This window comes from Clostridium sp. C8, from assembly GCF_001010885.1.
GTDB lineage: Bacteria > Bacillota > Clostridia > Clostridiales > Clostridiaceae > Clostridium > Clostridium sartagoforme.
Window position 1 is genome coordinate 1 of record NZ_LBMX01000011.1, and the last position, 21,677, is coordinate 21,677.

At 28.1% G+C, this 21,677-nt stretch carries 16 protein-coding genes; 13 read left to right on the forward strand and 3 right to left on the reverse strand.

The features are described 5' to 3' along the window. Nucleotides 1-45 precede the first annotated feature (45 nt). On the forward strand, nt 46-888 hold the full coding sequence (locus AAT22_RS01480; RefSeq protein ID WP_016205867.1) for a fumarate hydratase: 843 nt from the start codon (nt 46-48) through the stop codon (nt 886-888). A 42-nt stretch (nt 889-930) separates the two neighbouring features. Then, nucleotides 931-1,491 carry a Fe-S-containing hydro-lyase gene (locus tag AAT22_RS01485; RefSeq protein WP_040436417.1) on the forward strand — a complete coding sequence of 187 codons (561 nt, stop codon included), beginning with the start codon at nt 931-933 and terminating at the stop codon, nt 1,489-1,491. A 107-nt stretch (nt 1,492-1,598) separates the two neighbouring features. Here the strand turns inward: AAT22_RS01485 and AAT22_RS01490 are convergent, their stop codons facing one another. Further along, on the reverse strand, nt 1,599-2,459 hold the full coding sequence (locus tag AAT22_RS01490; protein ID WP_046999993.1) for a YitT family protein: 861 nt from the start codon (nt 2,457-2,459) through the stop codon (nt 1,599-1,601). 186 nt (nt 2,460-2,645) lie between these two features. Between AAT22_RS01490 and AAT22_RS01495 the strand changes: the two genes are divergently transcribed. The 11 genes from AAT22_RS01495 to iadA all read left to right on the forward strand — a co-directional run bounded on the left by AAT22_RS01495 (nt 2,646) and on the right by iadA (nt 19,843). Further along, nucleotides 2,646-3,341, forward strand: coding sequence for a response regulator transcription factor (locus AAT22_RS01495; protein ID WP_016205864.1), 696 nt, complete (start codon nt 2,646-2,648; stop codon nt 3,339-3,341). After that, nucleotides 3,325-5,100, forward strand: coding sequence for a HAMP domain-containing sensor histidine kinase (locus tag AAT22_RS01500; RefSeq protein ID WP_156174263.1), 1,776 nt, complete (start codon nt 3,325-3,327; stop codon nt 5,098-5,100). Before AAT22_RS01495 ends, AAT22_RS01500 begins: the two co-directional genes overlap by 17 nt. Before the next feature lie 232 nt (nt 5,101-5,332). Then, nucleotides 5,333-5,689, forward strand: coding sequence for a Spx/MgsR family RNA polymerase-binding regulatory protein (locus tag AAT22_RS01505; RefSeq protein WP_046999994.1), 357 nt, complete (start codon nt 5,333-5,335; stop codon nt 5,687-5,689). A gap of 226 nt (nt 5,690-5,915) precedes the next feature. Further along, a complete protein-coding gene (locus AAT22_RS01510) occupies nt 5,916-8,144 on the forward strand; it encodes a ribonucleoside-diphosphate reductase subunit alpha (RefSeq protein ID WP_046999995.1) in 2,229 nt (742 codons plus the stop codon). A 27-nt stretch (nt 8,145-8,171) separates the two neighbouring features. Then, nucleotides 8,172-9,206, forward strand: coding sequence for a ribonucleotide-diphosphate reductase subunit beta (locus AAT22_RS01515; protein WP_046999996.1), 1,035 nt, complete (start codon nt 8,172-8,174; stop codon nt 9,204-9,206). 363 nt (nt 9,207-9,569) lie between these two features. Next, complete coding sequence (locus AAT22_RS01520; protein WP_052953882.1) at nt 9,570-14,303, forward strand: discoidin domain-containing protein; 4,734 nt, start codon at nt 9,570-9,572, stop codon at nt 14,301-14,303. A gap of 448 nt (nt 14,304-14,751) precedes the next feature. Continuing rightward, nucleotides 14,752-16,371 (forward strand): phosphoenolpyruvate--protein phosphotransferase, encoded by a 1,620-nt coding sequence (gene ptsP / locus AAT22_RS01525; RefSeq protein WP_046999997.1) that lies wholly within the window; start codon nt 14,752-14,754, stop codon nt 16,369-16,371. Between the two features lie 84 nt (nt 16,372-16,455). Then, complete coding sequence (locus AAT22_RS01530) at nt 16,456-16,992, forward strand: chromate transporter (protein WP_016205858.1); 537 nt, start codon at nt 16,456-16,458, stop codon at nt 16,990-16,992. After that, nucleotides 16,993-17,517: a chromate transporter gene (locus AAT22_RS01535; RefSeq protein ID WP_016205857.1), complete on the forward strand. Its 525-nt coding sequence runs from the start codon at nt 16,993-16,995 to the stop codon at nt 17,515-17,517. Nucleotides 17,518-17,536: 19 nt separating this feature from the next. After that, the gene (locus tag AAT22_RS01540; RefSeq protein WP_046999998.1) at nt 17,537-18,652 is read left to right on the forward strand and encodes a tetratricopeptide repeat protein; all 1,116 of its coding nucleotides are present in this window, start codon (nt 17,537-17,539) and stop codon (nt 18,650-18,652) included. 18 nt (nt 18,653-18,670) lie between these two features. Next, the gene (iadA, locus tag AAT22_RS01545) at nt 18,671-19,843 is read left to right on the forward strand and encodes a beta-aspartyl-peptidase (protein WP_046999999.1); all 1,173 of its coding nucleotides are present in this window, start codon (nt 18,671-18,673) and stop codon (nt 19,841-19,843) included. A gap of 147 nt (nt 19,844-19,990) precedes the next feature. On the opposite strand, the gene AAT22_RS01550 is transcribed toward iadA, so the two are convergent. Together AAT22_RS01550 and AAT22_RS01555 are read right to left on the reverse strand one after the other, a co-directional pair. Further along, nucleotides 19,991-20,572, reverse strand: coding sequence for a cell wall hydrolase (locus AAT22_RS01550; protein ID WP_016205854.1), 582 nt, complete (start codon nt 20,570-20,572; stop codon nt 19,991-19,993). Between the two features lie 73 nt (nt 20,573-20,645). Continuing rightward, a complete protein-coding gene (locus tag AAT22_RS01555) occupies nt 20,646-21,632 on the reverse strand; it encodes a hypothetical protein (RefSeq protein WP_047000000.1) in 987 nt (328 codons plus the stop codon). Between the last annotated feature and the right edge of the window lie 45 nt (nt 21,633-21,677).

Consider the following 21,677-nt stretch of genomic DNA (forward strand, 5'->3'; position numbering starts at 1 on the left):
TTCATATAACTTAACAGATCGGATAAAAGTATAAGGGGGATATTTATGAGAGAAATACACATTGAAGAGGTTGTATCCGTAGTTAGAGAATTATGTATAGAAGCTAATTACAATTTATCTAATGATATAAAAAATGCTCTAGTAAGATCTGAAAAGGAAGAAACTTGGGATTTAGCTAAAGATATACTTGATAAAATAATAATAAATTCAGAGATAGCTAAAAATGAAAGAATGCCGATTTGCCAAGATACAGGGATGACATGTGTTTTTATTGAAATTGGACAAGATATACACATAATTGGAGGAAGTCTAGAAGATGCTGTAAATGAAGGTGTTAGAAGAGGATATAAAGATGGATATTTAAGAAAATCTATTGTGAATGATCCTATAAATAGAATTAACACTAAAGATAATACTCCAGCCATTATATATTACGATATAGTTCAAGGAGATAAACTAAAGATAACCGTTGCACCTAAAGGCTTTGGATCAGAAAATATGAGTCAAATAAAAATGTTGAAACCTTCAGAAGGACTTCAAGGAGTTAAGGAATTTGTTATAAGGGTAGTAAAAGAAGCTGGTCCAAACCCGTGTCCTCCAATAGTTATAGGTGTGGGTATTGGTGGTACTTTTGATAAAGCAGCGTATTTAGCAAAGAAAGCTTTACTAAGACCTATAAATATTAGGAATAATGATGAATTCTATTGCAAGTTAGAGGATGAGTTATTAAACGAAATAAACAATCTAGGAATTGGTCCACAAGGCTTTGGTGGAAAGACAACAGCATTAGGAGTAAACATAGAAACATATCCAACGCATATAGCAGGATTACCAGTTGCAGTAAATATAAACTGCCATGTAACAAGACACAAAGAAGTGGTTTTATAGGGGGATAAGTCTGTGGAAAAAGAAGTTATAAGAATAGATTCTGTGGATAAAAAAATTAATACACCTTTAACATATGAGAAGATAAAAGATTTAAAGGCAGGAGATAGAGTTTTGCTAACTGGAAGTATATATACAGCTAGAGATGCAGCTCATAAGAGGTTAATAGATTTACTAGATGCTAAATTAGAATTACCTATAAACATTAAAGATGAGACAATCTATTATGTAGGACCAACTCCAGCTAAAGAAGGCAATGTTATAGGATCAGCTGGACCAACAACAAGTTATAGAATGGATGCATATTCACCTAAGTTATTAGATTTAGGATTAAAAGCAATGATAGGAAAAGGAGCAAGAAATGAAGAGGTGATTAATTCAATTATTAAAAATAAAGCTATATATTTTGGCGCTATTGGTGGAGCGGCAGCTCTGATATCTAAGAGTATAACTAAATCAGAAATAATAGCTTACGAGGATTTAGGTGCAGAAGCAATAAGAAGAATGGAAATTAAGGATATGCCATTAATAGTTATTATAGATACTGAAGGGAATAATCTATACAAGCAGGGACAAGAAGAATATCTTAGGAGCAAAAGAAAGTAAATTTAAATACTATAATTAGTAAAACTATAGACACATTAATGCGAAAGTCGACTTGGAACGAAGTGACGGAGAATTGAGCATAATATGTCTATAGTTTAGTTATATATTTAAATTTTATAGAATCCTTTTCCATTAACTTCAGAAACATCTATTATTGTAATAAATGCTTTAGGATCTATTCTCAGAATTTTGCTTTTTAAATGAACCATTTGAGATGAAGTTACAGCTATATAAAGCATTTTCTTTAGCTTATGAGTATATTCACCTTCTGCTATAAGTGAAGTAACACCTCTATTCATATCCTTAATAACATATTGAATAATATCATCTTCTTTTTCAGTTAATATTAACAATAATTTCTTACTGTTAAATCCATTTATAACTTTATCTACAATAGCTCCTTGAACAAATATAGAAATCAAAGTATAAAGAGCCTTAGGAAGTCCAAATATTAAAGCTCCTATAAAAATTATTACACAGTTAATTGCAAAGCTAAGTTTACCAATTTCAAAGTTAGAAAACTTTTTTCTAACAACCATAGTAATAATATCAGTACCACCGGTTGATCCGTTTCTTGAAAAAACTAAACCATATCCTAATCCACATAAAACTCCACCATAAATACAATAAAGTAATATATCTTCTACCTTTACTAAATGAGATAAAGGCTTAGTTATGATAAGAGCAACTGATAAAGAAATCATACCAATTGCAGTATATAAAGTAAATCTTTTACTTAACATTTTATAGCTAAGGAAAAATAAAGGGATATTAATTATAAATACAGATATTCCAGATGGTATCTCTGATAAGTATTGTAAAATAAGTGCGACCCCTGTAGCTCCACCACTAAGTAATTGAGCATTAACTAAGAATAAATTAACACCTAAGGATGCTATTATACATCCCAAAAAAATAATAATAAAATCTAGGATCATGTGAGTGTTGATTGAGAACTTGTGTAACATATTAAACTCCTTAAATTTATCTATTAGAAATATACAATAAGATTATATATTAAATATATAAATATGTTAATAATAACTTATAGATATAATAGGCTATTTTAATAAAAATGTAATTTTTATAATTAGTAAAATATCATAATATAAGATATTATATTTATAAGATGAAATAAATCAAGGGGTGAAAGTATGTTTAATGTTTTAGTAGTTGATGATGAAAAGGAAATTAGAGATGCTATAGATATATATTTAAGAGGAGAAGGAATGAAGGTTTTTAAAGCTAGAGATGGAATAGAGGCTTTAGAAGTATTAGATAAGGAAAAAATACATTTAATAGTATTAGATATAATGATGCCTAGAATGGATGGAATCAAGACGTGTTTAAAAATTAGGGAGAAGAAAAATCTACCTATAATAATGTTATCAGCTAAAGGCGAGGATAGTGATAAGATATTAGGTTTAAATGTTGGAGCAGATGATTATATAGCAAAACCATTTAATCATTTAGAACTAGTTGCTAGAGTTAAATCTCAATTAAGAAGATATCAAAAACCTCTAGAATTAGAAGGTGAAAGCCCTGATATAATAGAGGTAAAAGATTTAGTTATAAATAATAAAGAAAAAACAATATTATTAAGAGGTGAAGAGGTAAAAGTTACAGCAACAGAATTTAAGATACTTCAACTGTTAGCCTCAAATTTAGGAAAAGTTTTTTCAATTAAGGAAATATATGAAAAAGTATGGGAAGAACCATTTTATAGAAGTGAAAATACAGTAACTGTTCATATTAGGCGAATAAGAGAAAAGATAGAGCTCAATACAAAGGACCCTGAATATATAAAGGTAGTGTGGGGAGTTGGATATAAAATTGAAAGAGAAGATTAAAAAATACATAACAGGTGTATGGGGTATAGAAATTCTAGTAGTATGTGTCTCATTAGTGACATTAACTATAGGATATTACCAATCCTTTAACAATACGTTTGCTGAATTAGGAGCAGGAACTTTTGATGCTTTATTAAATAAAGATAAATATATACAATCAATGATATATTATGAAAGTAAAGATTTATCAAAAGAAATATATACTGATACAAATAACTTAGAAGATATTAGTATTTTAGAATATAAAAATCAACATTTATCACAAAATAACTATTTTTATGGTAGCTTGTTTTATATTTTAATGAATAAGGAAACAGGAGAATTTACGACTAACGATGTTAATTTATATAAATCTGTACAAATTAAAGAAAATACTGTTGCCTTATTAGAAGAGAAGATAAATGATTATTTAAAGGAATTTAAGTTTTCTTCTGTTAGAATAGATAATAAGGATATATATAATTACTATATAGAAAGTACAAATGAGAAAATTTCAAAGCAAAATATAGATAAATATATAGAGATATATTATAGAGATCCAAGTGTGTATTCTTATCTTATAAAGACTGAATCTTTAACTGCAAGGAGTATGATATTATCAACTATATTTACTATGCTTCTTTTATTAAAAATAATAGTAAACTCTATATTTAACAGTAGTAACATACATTTAGAAATAAAAGTTTTAAAAAGGCTTTTTTATGTTTTGAAGTATGGATATAAGTATAAAAATACAAGAAATAAAATGATAATTTCAATTAGTGGATCCGTAGGGGTAATACTGGTTTATTTATATTTAATTGCAGGAATAAGAAATCAAAATATATTAATAACATTTTTAAGTAAGTACCCATTTAAAGGAACTTTAATTTTAGTTCTAATCCCATTAATGTGTGTATTATATTCATTAAAGAAAAGCTTAGATATATCTATAATAAATGATGGATTAAAAAAAATTAATGCAGGAGACTTAGAATATAATTTAACTAATATTGGAGAAAGAGAAGTTAAAGAATTAGTAAATAATATAAATCAAATAAAAGACGGCTATAAAATAGCATTAAATGAAAAGATAAGAAATGAGAAGCTAAAGACTGAGCTTATATCAAATGTATCTCATGATCTAAAGACTCCTTTAACATCAATAATAAACTATGTAAATATATTAAATGACAGAAATATTACAGATGAGGAGAAAAAAGACTACCTGACTATATTAGATAAAAATTCTAAACGGCTAAAAAGTCTTATAGAAGACTTATTTGAAGTATCAAAGTTGAATAGCGGAAAGATGACAATAGAAAAGCAGGAAATAGATATAGTTTCATTAGTACATCAAGGTGTTGGAGAATACTCAAATTTATATGAAGAAAAAAACTTAGAGTTTAAAGTAAGCTCAAATGAGGATGAAATATTTGTTGATCTAGATGGTAAATTAATGTCTAGAGTATTTGAAAATATAATTGTAAATGCTTTAAAATATTCTTTAAATAATACTAGAGTGTATATAGATATAAATGCCAGAGAAAACTCAGTTGAAGTTTCTTTTAAAAACATATCTAATTATGAAATGGATTTTAATACTCAAGATATATTTGAAAGATTTGCTAGAGCAGATAAGTCAAGAAATTCATCAGTAGAAGGATCTGGTATGGGCCTTGCCATAACTAAAAGTATAGTTGAGCTTCATAATGGTAGCATAAAAATAGAAGTAGAAGGAGATATGTTTAAAATATATTTAATTATACCTAAGAAATAATATACATGCTTTCAATTTTTATATTTTACTCATATAAGGATATTAATTAATGACTTTATAAAAAATAGTAATGATGTAGAGGTATTGAACACTTAATGAAGTTGAGTGTAATGATGACTGAATTTAGTGAGAAAGCCCGGCTAAGGAAGTATGAGGTAGATGTTTCATTTATTAATTGAAGAATATATATAATAATAATTAAATAATAATAACTAAATATAGGAGTGATAAAATGTCAGTTTTATTTATTGAATATCCCAAATGTACTACATGCAAAAAAGCAAAAAAGTTTTTAATTGAAAATAATATAGAATTTATAGATAGGCATATAGCAGAAGAGAACCCAACTAAAGAAGAACTAAAGGAATGGTTAGCTAAGAGTAATCTACCAATAAATAAGTTCTTTAATACTTCAGGTGTGTTGTATAGAGAAATGCAATTAAAAGATAAAGTTAAAGCATTACCAGAAGATGAACTTTTAGATATATTAGCTTCTAATGGAATGTTAGTAAAAAGGCCTATAATAGTAAAAGAGGATACAATATTAATAGGATTTAAAGAAGAAGAGTGGCTAACAAAAATAAAATAATTAATATTATTTGGTTTTAAATACTAAAGAATAAAAATTATTCATAAAACTATTATTATATATGAAAAAAGGAGATATTAATTGAATACCTCCTTTTTTTCTTTTCTAGCAATAGTTTATTAAATTTTACAAAGGAAAAATTTGAAATTATAATATCTATATATTGTATATTGGTGGAAAATGCATAAAATTTATATACCATATATAGTGAAAGGGGAATAATAGGATGGATTTATTTAATATATGTAGATTAGCGATAGGTGGAATAGATGATGATAGTGAGGTTTATACAGAGAAAAGACTTATAGATGCATTAAATCATATAATTAGGCCTAACATGAGAGAAGATGAAATAAGAAATTCTGTAATACAAGTAGCTTTAGAGCTTACATCAGATATAGAACCAGAATGGCAAAAGGCAGCTTCTAAGCTTTACGTTTTAAAGCTATATGATGAAATACGAAAAAATAGAAATTTAAATAAGGAAGAAGATTTATATAAAAATTTATATGACTTCATAAGTAAATTAACAGACAAGGGCCTTTACGGAAAATACATATTAGAAAATTATACCAAGGGAGATATATTAGAACTAGAAAAAGCTATTAAGCCAGAGAGAGATTTTTTATTTACTTATAGTGGAATAAACCTTCTAGCAAGTAGATATTTAATTCAAGATTTTGATAGAAGAACATTAGAACTTCCCCAACAGATGTTTATGGGCATAGCAATGCACTTAGCAATTCCAGAAAAAAAGGAAGTAAGAGTATTATGGGCAAAGAGATTTTATGATGTATTAAGCTCACTTAAAGCAACGATGGCAACACCAACAATGTCTAATGCTAGAAAGCCATTTTATCAATTGAGTTCATGCTTCATAGATACAGTACAAGATAGTTTAAAGGGGATATATAAATCCATTGACAACTTTGCAGAGGTTTCAAAGTTCGGTGGTGGAATGGGAATATATATTGGTAAAATTAGAGCTTTGGAATCACCTATAAGGGGATTTAAGGGGGCTTCCGGAGGAGTAATACCATGGGTAAAATTATTTAATGATACAGCAATAGCAGTAGATCAACTAGGAGTAAGAAATGGATCGGTAGCTATATGGTTAGATGCATGGCATAAGGATTTACCAGAGTTTTTACAATTAAAAACTAATAATGGAGATGATAGAAAAAAAGCACACGATGTCTTTCCTGGACTTTGTTATCCAGATTTATTCTGGAAGCTTGCAGAAACAGATATAGATGCAAATTGGTATATGATGTGTCCTCATGAAATTAGATTAGCAAAGGGATATTCATTAGAAGATTTTTATGGAGAAGAGTGGGAAAAAAGATATTATGAATGTGTAGAAGATGAAAGCATAAGTAAGAGAATTATGTCTGTAAAAGAAATAGTTAGATTAATAATAAAAAGTGCAGCTGAGACAGGAACACCTTTTGCTTTTTATAGAGATACAGTAAATAAGATGAACCCAAATAAACATAAAGGGATGATTTATTCATCAAATCTTTGTACAGAAATTATGCAAAATATGAGTCCTATGGATATACAAAAAAGCGAAATAAAAGATGAAAATGGAGATTCAATAATAATTGAAAAAACAAAATCAGGTGATTTTGTAGTATGCAATTTATCCTCAGTAGTTTTAGGTAATGTTGACGTTAAAAATGATAAAGAACTTGAATATGTTGTAGAAACTCAAATAAGAGCTATGGACAATGTAATAGATTTAAATTATTATTCAGTACCATTTGCAGAAGTAACTAATAAAAAATATAGAGCAATAGGGCTTGGGACAAGCGGATATCACCATATGTTAGCAAATAACTTAATTCACTGGACAGAAGATAGACATAAAGAGTTTGCAGATGATGTTTATGAAAGAATTAATTATCATGCAATAAAAGCAAGTATGAATATCTCAAAAGAAAAAGGAAGATATTCATGTTTTGAAGGTTCAGATTGGCATAATGGAAATTATTTTGAGCTTAGAGGATATAATTCGGAAAAATGGAATGAATTAAGAAAAGATATAAATACTTATGGAATGAGAAATGGATATTTAATAGCTGTAGCCCCAAATGGATCAACGGCAACTATAGCAGGAACTTCTGAAGGTATAGATCCAGTAATGTCTAGATTTTGGCTAGAGGAGAAAAAGGGAAGTATAATACCCAAAACTGCACCAAATCTAAATGAAGAAAATTATTGGTACTACAACTCTGCATATAACATAGATCAAAAATGGTGTGTAGAAATGAATGGAGTAAGGCAAAGACATATAGATCAAGGTCAATCTTTTAATTTATATATAACAACTAATTATACTATGAGACAAATTATGAATTTATATATAAAGGCATGCAAATGTGGAGTGAAATCAATATACTATGTACGTTCAAAATCACTATCAGTAAGTGACTGTGAAAGCTGTTCAGCGTAATAGAAGTAAAAAATCGGAGGAAGATAAATGATTATAAACAAGAAACCCCTTTTTAATGAATATGGTGATACAGAAATATCTAAAAAGAGAATGATAAACGGAAATACTACTAACTTAAATGATTTTAATAATATGAGATATACTTGGGTGTCAGATTGGTACAGACAAGCAATGAATAACTTCTGGATTCCGGAAGAAATAAATCTTTCTCAAGATTTAAAAGATTATAATAAGTTAACAAATGAGGAAAGAACAGCTTATGATAAGATATTATCCTTTTTAATATTTTTAGACTCAATACAAACTGCCAATTTATCTAATATAAATAACTATATAACAGCCAGTGAGGTAAATTTATGTCTGACTATACAAGCCTTCCAAGAAGCTGTTCATTCACAAAGTTATAGCTATATGCTAGATACAATCTGTTCACCGGAAAAGAGAAATGAAATATTATATCAATGGAAAAATGATAAAATATTACTAGATAGAAATAAGTTTATTGGAGATTTATATAATAAGTTTTTAGAAAATCCAACAGAAGTAAATCTTGTAAAAACTGTAATGGCAAATTATATCCTAGAAGGAATATACTTTTATTCAGGATTTATGTTCTTTTATAATTTAGAGAGAAATGGAAAAATGCCAGGTTCAGCACAAGAAATAAGATATATAAATAGAGATGAAAATACACATCTTTGGTTATTTAGAAATATACTAAAAGAATTACAAGTAGAACAACCAGAAATATTCACAGAAGATTTAAAAGCACAATTAAAAGAAATGATGAAAACAGCGGTAGAACATGAAATAGCTTGGGGAAATTATGTTATAGGTGATAATATTCAAGGAATAAATAAGAACTTAATTAATGATTATATAAAATATCTAGGTAACTTAAGAATGAGAGCAATAGGGTTAGATGCAATATATGATGATTACAAAAAAAACCCTGCTGCTTGGGTAGATATATTAGCAGATGCAAATTCAGTTAAAACAGATTTTTTTGAAGCTAAATCAACAGCATATGCTAAAGCAGGAGCGCTTATAGATGATTTATAAAGAAATAAATACTATACTATAAAATTTATAGGAATTTCAATTATAATAGACAGTTTTAGTTTTGAAAATAGTGAGAATACTGAAAGGTTTATAGAAGGTTTATAGAAATAGAGACTTAATTTTAAAAAAATTATTATTTAATTCTTTATATAAGTCAAATTCTAATAGGGATATATTTATAACATAATTTATTCATTTTGGTATAAATTTAAATTTATATTGACGTAATATTCAGAAAGTGTTACTATAAAGATGGATTGTGACTGAAAAGGCAAAACCAACAGATATATCGAGAGATGATATATTTATTGTGTTTGCCTTTTTTTATTTCAAACCGATTATAAAATGAAAGGTGGAAAAGTTATGAAAATTAGTAAGCACAAAAGATTGTCTTTATTTCTAAGTATAGTGTTGGTTTTCGAATTATTATGCACGTCTTTTGTACAAAGGGTAAACGCAACTGAGCTAAGACCGGAAGATGAATTAATTAATATTGCATTGGGTAAAGGTGTTACAGCATCTAGCTTTTGGGACACAGCAAGTAGTAAAGGCTATCCAGAGTATGTGGTAGATGGTGCTATTGGTAATGGACATAGATGGATATCTAAATATACAAAGGGCGTTGATAAGCCAGAGTGGGTTACAATTGATTTAGGAGAAGTATATTTAATAGATGAGATACATATAAATTTTGAAGCAGCATATGCATTAAAATATGACATATTAGGGTCTATTGATAATGAAAATTTTACAGAAATTAAAAAAGTAGATGATGGAAAAAGTGGTATAACAGTTCATTCAGATATGGGTAGACCACAGGTTAGATATTTAAAGTTTGATTTGAAAAAACAGGCAAATTTAAACTATGGCTATTCAATTCATGAAATTGAGGTATATGATTATTCAGTAGTAAAAAAAGTACCAATAAGTGCAGAAAAAATGGCAAGTTTCATTCAAGATCAAAAGCCATTAATAAGCGAAGATGGTAAAAAAATAATTTTACCAGAGCAAGATAACGAAGATTTTGAAATTACGTTATTCGGTAGTGATAATAAACAAGTAATTGCAATGGATGGTAGTATTATTCAGCCGCTACATGATATGAAAGTTAACCTATTATATAAGATAGCAAATAAAAATGATATTAACGATGTTGCAACTACAACAAAAGATGTTTCAATTGTGATTCCAGGTAAATTTAATATTAGCTTAGAAGATAATTTGAAACCTAATGTTTTACCAGGATTACGTGAGTGGAAGGGAGAGACGGGAAATTATAATTTTAACTCTAATTCTAGAATTATAGTAAATGATGATGAGTTAATTGAAACCGCAAAAACTATAAAAGAATATTTTAAAGATATGTTGGGTAAAGAGGTTAGTATAGATTCAGGTGAGGCACATGTGGGAGATATTAAACTTGAAGTTGGTAGTTCAATTCAAGAAGTAGGTAAAGAAGGATATTACTTGAATGTTAACGATTTTATTACCATAACTTCACCTACTATGACAGGTTCATTGTATGGAGGAATTTCAATTATACAAATTCTTTATCAAAATCAATCGAATTTACTAATTCCAAAAGGTATTGCAAGAGATTATCCAAAGTATGAAGTTAGAGCAGGAATGATTGATATTGGAAGAGTATTTATACCTTTAGAATATTTAGAAGAAATGACTGTCTATATGGCATGGTTTAAATTAAATGAAGTTCAAGTGCATCTTAATGATTATTGGTCAGCATCAAATTATTCTGCCTTTAGATTACAAAGTGAAGTGTACCCAGAAATCGTAGCAGAAGATGGATATTATACTAAAGATGAATATAGGGATTATCAAAAAAAAATGGTGAAGTATGGAATAGATGTTGTTAGTGAAATAGATACACCGTACCATGCTGAAAGCTTTAGAGCAATTCCCGGTGTAAAAATGTTGAAAAAGGGTGCCATAGATATTAGAGATGAATATTCATATACTGTTATAGAAAATTTATTTGACGAATATTTAGATGGTGAAGATCCAGTAATTATAAGTGATAAATTTCATATCGGTACTGATGAATATGATCAAAACTATTCAGAAGATATGAGAAAATGGACAGATCATTTTATAAAATATATAAATGGAAAAGGGAAGGAAACTAGAATTTGGGGTTCTCTTGGAGGGGGAACAGCAGATAATGGGTTTGAAGGAGAAACGCCAGTTTCAACAGATGCGACTATGAATATTTGGGCACCATACTGGTCTGATGTAAAGGAAATGTATAATCTTGGTTATGATATTATTAACACAGCTGGAGGATGGTTATATATAGTTCCAGCTGGAGCAGCAGGATATCCAGACAGGTTAGATATTAAATACTTATATGATAATTTTGAAGTTAATAATTATTCACCTGATCGATTCAAAGGAAAGGGAGATGCTATTATGCCTATTGCCCATCCACAAACTAAGGGAGCAGAGTGGGCAATTTGGAATGATAATACTTCATTTAATATTGGTTTTTCTGAAGTAGATATTTTTGATAGAGCTAAAGATGCAATTGCGATTGTCTCTGAGAAAACATGGTATGGAGAACCAGAAGTAGGGCAAAATTCAGATCAATTTGAACAAAGGGTTGATTCATTAATTAATAGGGCGGGAAATTCAAATCCTAGTCGTTATGTAGAATCAAAAGATAAACTAGTTGCGTCATATGATGCCGCAAATTTAAATGGTGACAGATTAATAGATAGTTCAGAAAATGGATATGATGCAATTATCTATGGTACAAATACAGAGAATGAAAAACTTATTTTTGATAAAAATAGTTATATGAAATTACCTATGAACAGTATAGGTTATCCATATACAGTGAGAATGAAACTTGAATTTATGTCATATGATGAAAATAGTGTACTTTTTGCAGGAAAAGATGGTACGTTATATGCAAATATTGATGGAAGTGGAAAAGTAGGCTATGAGAGATTACATGGAAGATTTATATTTGATTATGAGATTCCACTTAATGAAGAAATAGACATGCTTTTCGTAGGAGATGATAAAAATTTAAATCTATACATTAATGGAATATTAACTTCTACTGGAAAACTAATTACTGATCCTTTAAACAATAGAGAACAACAAAGCAGTACATTTGTATTACCTCTAGAAAGGATATTAGAAAAGTCAAATGTTATTCTAAGTGAATTTGAAGTATATAATTATGCTATGAGTAGAGATGAGATTGCAGAAAAATATTCAGTTTCAGGATATAGTGAAAATATTGCAAAAAGTAAGGCGATAACAGCATCCAGCTCTGCAACAAATTTATCTCCAGAGTTAGCGATTGATGGTGATTCAACAACTAGATGGGGATCAAATTATAAAAATGGGGTTGAAAAGCCAGAATGGATTCTTCTAGATTTAGAAGATGAATATACTATTTCAGAGATTAGAATTAGCTGGGAGTCAGCGTATGCCAGTGGATATAAAATTCAAGGATCTTTAGATGGTGTAAATTATTTTGATATCAAAACAATAACAAACGGACAAGGTAATCTTGATATTCATAAGGATTTTGGTACTAAGGATGTTAGATATATAAAATTTGATTTGAACACACAAGGAAGAGCTGATAAGAAATATGGATTCTCAATTTGGGAGATTCAAGTATATGAGAACACAAGTGGGGAAGCAATTCGTGTTGCTGAGAACGCAATAAATGAAATGAAGCAATATACGCGTGGTTATGAAAAAGGAAATTTACCAGTGGAATTATATGATGAATGGATGAAGATTTTTGAAAATTATATCAAAATTGCTGATGAATCAACATTAAGTGAAGCAAAAAAAGTAGCAATTGTCTCTGATATAGTAAATAGAATGAATGCAATTCAAGATTATGTTCTTAAAGAGGCTTCAGTTGATAAGACAGACTTAAAAGAAGTATATGAAATAGCTCTAAATTTAAATTTAAATAATTATACTGATGAATCAATTAAAATTTTAAATCAATCTATATCTGATGCTAAAAATGTGCTTGATAACCCTGCATCAAATCAGGAAATCATTAATAATACTTTATTAAAACTAAATAAATCAATTGATAATTTAGAATTGATTACTGATAAGCAGGTATTATCACAAATTATTTCTGAGGCTAAGCAATTAAATGAAAAAGATTATAAGCCATCATCGTGGACAACCTTTATCGAGGTTAAGGAAATAGTCAATGCTGTTTTAGAAAATGATAGTGTAAGTCAAGATGATATAGATAAAGCGGTTAGTGCATTAAAAGAAGCAATGCTAAACTTATCTTATAAAGCAGATATAACTAATTTGAATAAAACACTTAAAATTGCTGCTGAACTTGAAAAGAGCAATTACACAGAAGCAACATGGGCATCATTTGAAAAGAAATATAAACTTGCTCTTGAATTTGTAGCAAATCCTGAAGCAGATCAAGTAGATGTGGACTCAGCAAATGAAGCATTACAAGTAGCAATTCAAAATCTTGAATCAGTTGATAGTAACGAACTTGATTTTACTGATTTAGATATTCTTATTAATAAAGCAAAAAAAATAAATGAAAATGATTATACTGTAAAATCTTTTGATCTATTTAAACAAATATTAAGAAAAGTTGAATCCGAAAAAATAGAAGTAGAAACACAAGAGGCAATTAAAGTTTTAATAAATCGTTTAGAGGCTGCATTTAATTTATTAATTCTTAAAGATAATGCTCTTATAGATATACCATTTAAAGGATTACCTGATGTTATAAGGGTAGGAGATACATTCACATTAGTACCTGAATATTACGATAATGGAGGCTATGAAGGCTGGGAATTTGATAAGACGTTCTTTAGTGTAAGTTTTAATTCAACAGTAATATTTACTGCACTTAAAGAAGGAACAACAACAATCTCTTATACTGATAAATTAGGTCGTATTCAAATGGTTACAGTTAAGATTCAAGCAAACGACATAGTTGATGCGGATAATGAAACACCAAATCTTCCTGTCACTGGAGATGAAAGTTATATGTTGTATGGTGCTATTTTACTTATTTTATATGGATTTGTTATTAGACGTAAAAGGGTTAAATCTGTATAGATAAAAACGTAAAAAGCTTCTCTTATAGAGTTAACAGCCATTATGAGGTTGTTAGCTCTATTTTAATATATTGGATTCAAAGATTTCAGGTATAAAATAAAACTTCATACTTAATAGGAAGAGAGATAGCATTTTAGCTAATGATATAGAGTGGCTTTTATGATATAAAAGAACAAACAGTATATAATATATACGTTAGAACATATATAATGGGAAAAATTACAAAAATTATTAAGAGTATTATAATTTTATTTAAAATATGCAAGTAAAATAGATAAAATATTTAAATTTAAAAGAGAAAATAATAAATTTTATGTTTATTATTATTAACATAGTGAAAAAGTATGATATAATACATTGTAGTTGTAATTTAAAAACAGATTAGTACTTTCTATAAATTTCATATAAAATTTGAGTTTATAGCTATTATTAAGGAGGAATCTCGGAAATGAAAAAAGGTATAGCTGCATCTAAAGGTTATGCAATAGGAAAAGTATTTTTACAAGAACATGAAGAAATAGTAATAACAGATACAAAAGTTTCTAATGTAGAAGCAGAAAAAGAAGTTCTACAAAAGGCTTTAGAGCAAGCAAAAGTACAATTAACTGCAATTAGAGATAAAGCACTAGCTGAAATTGGAGAACATGAAGCTCAAGTTTTCGAAGCTCACTTAACTTTATTAGATGATCCAGAATTTACTGGTGGAATGTTGTTAGAAATAGAATCAAATAGCATAAATGCAATGAAAGCAGTTGAAAATATTACAAATACATTTGTAATGATATTCGATTCAATGGAAGATGAATATATGAAAGAAAGAGCTGCAGACATTAAAGACGTTTCAAAGAGAATAATTTCAAACTTAGCTGGAAAAGGCGGAGATGCATTTGCTATAACAGAAGAAAATACTGTAGTAGTAGCTCATGATTTAACTCCATCAGATACAGCACAATTAGATAGAAGTAAGGTTGTTGGTTTCTTAACTAATATTGGGGGAAGAACTTCTCACTCAGCTATTATGGCAAGAACTTTAGAAATACCAGCAATTGTAGGATTGAAGGATATAACTACATCTGTTAAAAACGGAGACTTTATTATAGTTGACGGTATTGAAGGTGTATGTATAATAAATCCTGAACAATCAGTTATAGATGAATATACAGCTAAGAGAGAAAAATTCTTAGCAGAACAAGAAGAATTAAAGAAACTTATAAGTGTAAAGACAGTTACTAAATCAGGAAGAAGAGTTGAAGTTTGTGGAAACATAGGTTCACCTGCAGATGCTGAGGCTGTAGTTGCAAATGGTGGAGATGGTGTTGGACTATTTAGAACTGAGTTCTTATATATGGATAGAGATTCAGCTCCAACTGAAGATGAACAATTTGAATCTTATAAGAAAGTTCTTGAAATAATGGATGGAAAGCAAGTTGTTATAAGAACTCTAGATATTGGTGGAGACAAAACACTTCCATATCTACCATTACCACAAGAAATGAATCCATTCTTAGGATATAGAGCTATAAGATTATGTTTAGATAGAAAAGATATATTTAAGGTTCAAATAAGAGCGTTACTTAGAGCTTCTGTTTATGGAAATCTTGCTGTAATGTTCCCGATGATTTCAGGCTTAGAAGAATTCCAAGCTGCAAAAGAATTTGTAGAAGAATGTAAAGCTGAATTAAAAGCAGAAGGAAAAGAATACTCAGAAAAAATTCAATGGGGTATCATGGTTGAAATCCCAGCTGCAGCTGTGTATGCAGATGAATTAGCTAAATATGTAGATTTCTTCTCAATAGGAACAAATGATTTGATTCAATATACATTAGCAGCTGATAGAATGAGTGAAAAAGTATCATACCTTTATAATCCAATGCACCCAGCTGTATTAAGATTAATAAAGATGACAATAGACGGAGCTCACAAGCATGGTAAGTGGGTTGGAATGTGTGGAGAAATGGCTGGAGATGAAGCTGCAATTCCAACATTAGTTGAATATGGTTTAGATGAATTCTCAATGAGTGCTACATCAATTTTAACAGCTAAGAAGATAATACTAGAACAAGAATAATTAAAATGATGAAAAGTCACATACTATGAATGTGGCTTTTTATTTTTAGTTAAAATAGTTAAGTATAGGTGGTGAAAAGGATACATGAATAAAATTATAGAAATGTTCATAACATTTTTTAAAATAGGAGCTTTTACTTTTGGTGGTGGATATGCAATGATTCCGCTTATAGAAGAAGAAGTTGTTAAAAATAAAGGGTGGATTGAAAAAGAAGAATTCATGGATATATTAGTAGTAGCACAAAGTTTACCAGGAGCATTGGCAGTTAATTCTTCAGTATTTATAGGATATAGAATAGGAGGATTTATTGGAGCTATAATGGCTCTTTTAGCGGTTGTTCTTCCTTCGTTTTTTATAATATTAATAATAGCAGCATTTTTTATGAAGTTTAGAGATAATTATTATGTTAATGCGGTATTTAAGGGAATAACAGCAGCAGTTCCAATGCTTGTATTAGCAGGAGCAATAAGTTTAAGCAAAGGAATAGATAAAAGTGTACAAAATATAGTAATTATTATAATAGCCCTTATAGCATTAGTATTTTTTGATATAAATCCAATTATAGTCATAGTGACTTCAGCGATATATGGAATTGTATTTTTAAGAAAGAAGGTGAAATAATTGAATATACTAATAAGATTATTTCTTTCGTTTTTTAAGATAGGTTCCTTTAGCTTTGGCGGTGGTTATGCTATGATTCCTTTTATTCAAAGAGAAATAGTAGAAAAAAATGATTGGCTTAAAATAAGTGAGTTTATGGATATTATAGGTATATCACAAATGACTCCTGGACCAGTTGCCATAAATTCAGCAACTTTTGTAGGATATAAGTTATCAGGCGTTCTAGGTGCCATTATGGCAACAACAGGAGTAGTAATAACATCATTTGTATTAATATCTATAATAAGTAATACCCTAGAAAAATTTAAAGAATCTACATTAATTAAATCAGCACTAATGGGAATGAGACCTGTTTTAATTGCCTTAATAATAAAAGCTTTTGTAGACTTAGCAAAAGAATCTTATTTGGACTTAAAGAGTATAATAATAACTACGATAATAGGATTAGTATTACTAAGTAAAAAAGTTCATCCTATACTAGTTATAGTAATAGCGGGGATTATGGGATTAATATTTTATTTGTAAATTTAGAAGAGGTAATTGAATGAAAAATAGGGATAAGAAGGCATATGAAAAAGCACTTCATTTATATAATAACGGATATATAGATAAGGCATTAGAAGTTTGTGAAATTGGTATATCAAGAGATTTAGAAGACTCAAATCTTCTCAATTTAAAGGGATTATTATTGTATTTAAAAGGAAATCTTGAGGAAGCGATTCCTATTTGGAAAATAAATGAACATCATAATAATAACGATATAGCAAAATCGTATTTAAAAGATGTACAGAAGGATTTTTATAGAAAAGACTTATATGAAAAAGCAGAAGAGTTAATAAACGACTTAAATATAGATGAAGCTTTGAAAAATTTAAGTATTTGTAAAGAAAGTGACTTCAATTCCATAAATGTCAATAACGCTTTAGCAACGTGTTACTTAAGGAAAGCTGAATATAGCTTAAGTATGGAATATGTGGAAAAGGTTATATCTATTGATAAGTTTAATTATAAGGCTAAAAATATCAAAAAGGAAATAAATGAAATTTTAAATATAAATAATAAATCACTTTTAAAAACTTTAATAATAGCATCTATAGCAGTAGTTTTTTTAACATCAGGAATATTACTTAACAATAAGTTTAAAAAAGTACAAATAAATAAAGAAGAATTAGCTAATAATATTTCAAAACCTGTTGAGAATGAAAGCACAAATAATGAGCAGAATGAAGAAAATAAAGATAATGAAGAAAATAAAAAAAGTAGTACTTTAGAAGTAAATTCGTTAACAGATGAAGAAATAAGAGAAAATTATATAAAGGCAACAGGTTTATTTCAAGAAGAAAAGTATGAAGAAGCTAAATATTTATTAGAAGCCACTATTATTCATTCAATGAATAACCATCTACATGATGATGTAATGTTTTTATTAGCATCAACAAGTGAAAAAGTAGGTAAAAATGAAGAAGCTATAAAATATTTTAAAGATTATATATCTAACTATGAAAATGGGAACTATATAGAAGAAACTTATTATAGAATATCCTTATTGTATAAAAGTTTGGATAAAGAAAAAAGTAAACTTTATGCAGGAGAGCTTGTTAGTAAATATCCAAATTCCCTTTATAATAATAATCTTATAAAGGATATTTTAAGTGATTGAAATATAGGAGAGATGTAGATGATAACAGTTATAAAAGGAATAAAAGTTTATTCTCCCAACTATCAAGGAGAAAAGGATGTAGTTATATTATCAAATAAAATTGAAGGAATATACGAAAGTTTGGATGTTCCAAAAAATTTCTTAGATATAAAAATTATAGATGGCAAAGGAAAATTACTTTTCCCTGGGTTTATAGATTGTCATGTCCATATTAATGGTGGAGGTGGAGAAGGTGGATTTAACACACGAACACCTGAAATAAAATTATCAGATTTAACTAGAGCGGGAATAACTACTGTTGTAGGTTGTATAGGGACAGATGGTATTTTTAGGGACATTGGAAGTTTAATAGCCAAGGCTAGAGCTTTAGAGGAAGAAGGAATAACAACATATTGTTATACAGGTTCTTATGACATACCAGTAAAAACATTAACAGATAGTATAAAAAAAGATATAATGCTTATAGACAAAGTTATTGGGATAGGGGAGTTAGCATTATCTGATAATAGAAGTTCCCAATCAACATATGAAGAATTTATACAATCAGTAGCACAAGCTAGAGTAGGTGGATTGTTATCTGGAAAGGCTGGAGTTGTTAATGTGCATCTAGGTGGTGGAGATAGAAAATTAGATTACTTATTTAAATTAATAAGAGAAACAGAAATTCCTGCAACTCAATTATTACCAACTCATATAAATAGAAGCAAAGAATTATTTAATGCTGGAGAAGAATATATTAAAAAAGGCGGATTTATAGACCTTACTACAAGTTCAGATCCGGGATTCTTAGAGCCAGGAGAATTAAGAGCAAGTGAGGGGTTAAATATTTTACTTAAAAATGCTATAGATATATCACATGTAACTTTTTCATCAGATGGAAATGGAAGTATGCCTATATTTGATGAGGAAGGAAACATAATAAAGTTAGGAATTTGTTCAGTTAAAACCCTTTATGGAGAAGTAAAGGAATGTATAAAGACATATAATATTAAAATAGAAGATGCACTTAAAGTAATAACATCAAATGTAGCAGAGATATTAAAACTTTCTAACAAAGGTTCAATAGAAAAGGGAAAAGATGCAGATCTTGTTTTAGTAGATGAAAGTTCTTTAGAAATAGATACTGTTATAGCAAAAGGAAGAATTATGGTTAAGAATGGGAAACCAATTGTAATGGGAACTTTTGAATAATTAACAATTGACAATTATGGTAGAAATTCAGTTTTGCTGAATTTCTTTTTTTAGATTAATTATTCAAAATATTAGTATAGTAATATTGATTGATAAATTTCTAAAAAAGAAGAAGCTGTCGCATAGACAGCTCCATTCATATGATTTTTAGTAACTTGTTTTAAAGAATAAATGTTGACCAATAGATTTACTATCAGCTTTTTCAACACCTTGCATCCAAGAACAAGTAGCTATGGAAGGATTATAAAAGAATAATGCTTCATTTGTTGGATCATTACCTTTTATAGCTTCATAAACAGCATTATAGCATTCTTCTGTAGGAACAACTGATATTTCCCCATTAATAACACAGGAAAATGCGTTTGGTTGAAGAATAACCTCCCTAACACTGTCTGGAAATCCTGGACTTAATACCCTATTTAAAATAACCGATGCAACTGCGACTTTACCCTCAAAGGGCTCACCTTTACTTTCAGCATATACGATTTTAGCCATTAAATTCAAATCATCTTCTGTCAAATATATTAAATTTTCATTGTGATTAAAAACTTCAACCACATTCTCTTCTGGCATATTTATTAAGTTATTATCTAATTCTCTACTAACGTCAGTGCTTATAGTACTATTGGTATTGAATGCTGTACTAATAGTACTATAAGCTAATACAGGAATTTCTGCTGAAAATAAAAAGGTTAAAAATAAAATAGGTATTGCTTTTAAATATTTCATAAATAACCTCCTTTTGGATAATATTAAATCCAAGATTATTATTACCAAAAGGAAAATTTTAATACTAATTATTTTAGAAATTACTTTTATATGCAGAATAAGCCTTTAAAACATCATCTCTTTTTGAAGAAGCATTTTTATAATTTTTATTTATTTCTTCAGAATATTTATCTATATCAGAACAGGTTTTTTCATATATTACAGCTTCTTTAATTGATTTTAAATATATACCATATAAATTTAAATACTCATTTAAAGATTCATATACATTCATATATCCATCTGGAATAGAAATAGAAACTGATTTAGATTGTATATCTCCATAAATATATTCTTTATTATATATATCATCAATAACAGCTTGCAAATCTCTCTTATCTTCTCTTATCTTATTAATAGCAATCATTAAATCTTCATTTAGTTTATTAAAGTCTGAATTAAAACTTTCAAGTTGAAAAAAGAACTCACGTTGTTGCTTATTTTGAAACTCAGTATCTCTATTAATTTTAATTATAGTATTTAAATAATTATAAGTATTTTCGAAAAATAATAGTGATTTCTTCGAAAAATTAATCTTAATATTGTGAGAATTTAATATAGAATAGCTTTGAACACATTTCTCTTTAGCAGTAAGGAAATTATTTAAATCATCACTAGATTTTATAGTATTAGGATTAGATAAAACATAAATACAATTATCATAAAAAACTATAGTAGAATCGATAGCATTATTTAAATCACTCTTTATAGATGAAATTTCTTCATTGGTTTCTTTTACTTCAGATATAGAAGTTAAAAGTTTCTTTAATTCCCCAGAAGATGTAGTTAAAACTTCGTAAGATTTATTAGTGTCAATAGTTAAATCTTTAATTCCAGATTCTAAATTTGAATTAATATTATTTAAGTCATTAGCTATATGTTTTAAGCTTCTTTTAGATATATTAGAATCTGAATTGTATATGATAAAAAGTACTGAAAAAAATAATAATAAAAAAGCAGATGCTAAAAATAACATTAAATTTTTATGGTTTTTAGAAAAAGTAATAAGTTTTTCTTTCATAGAATATCACCTCATATAAATCTCTTTACATAAATTTATATTATA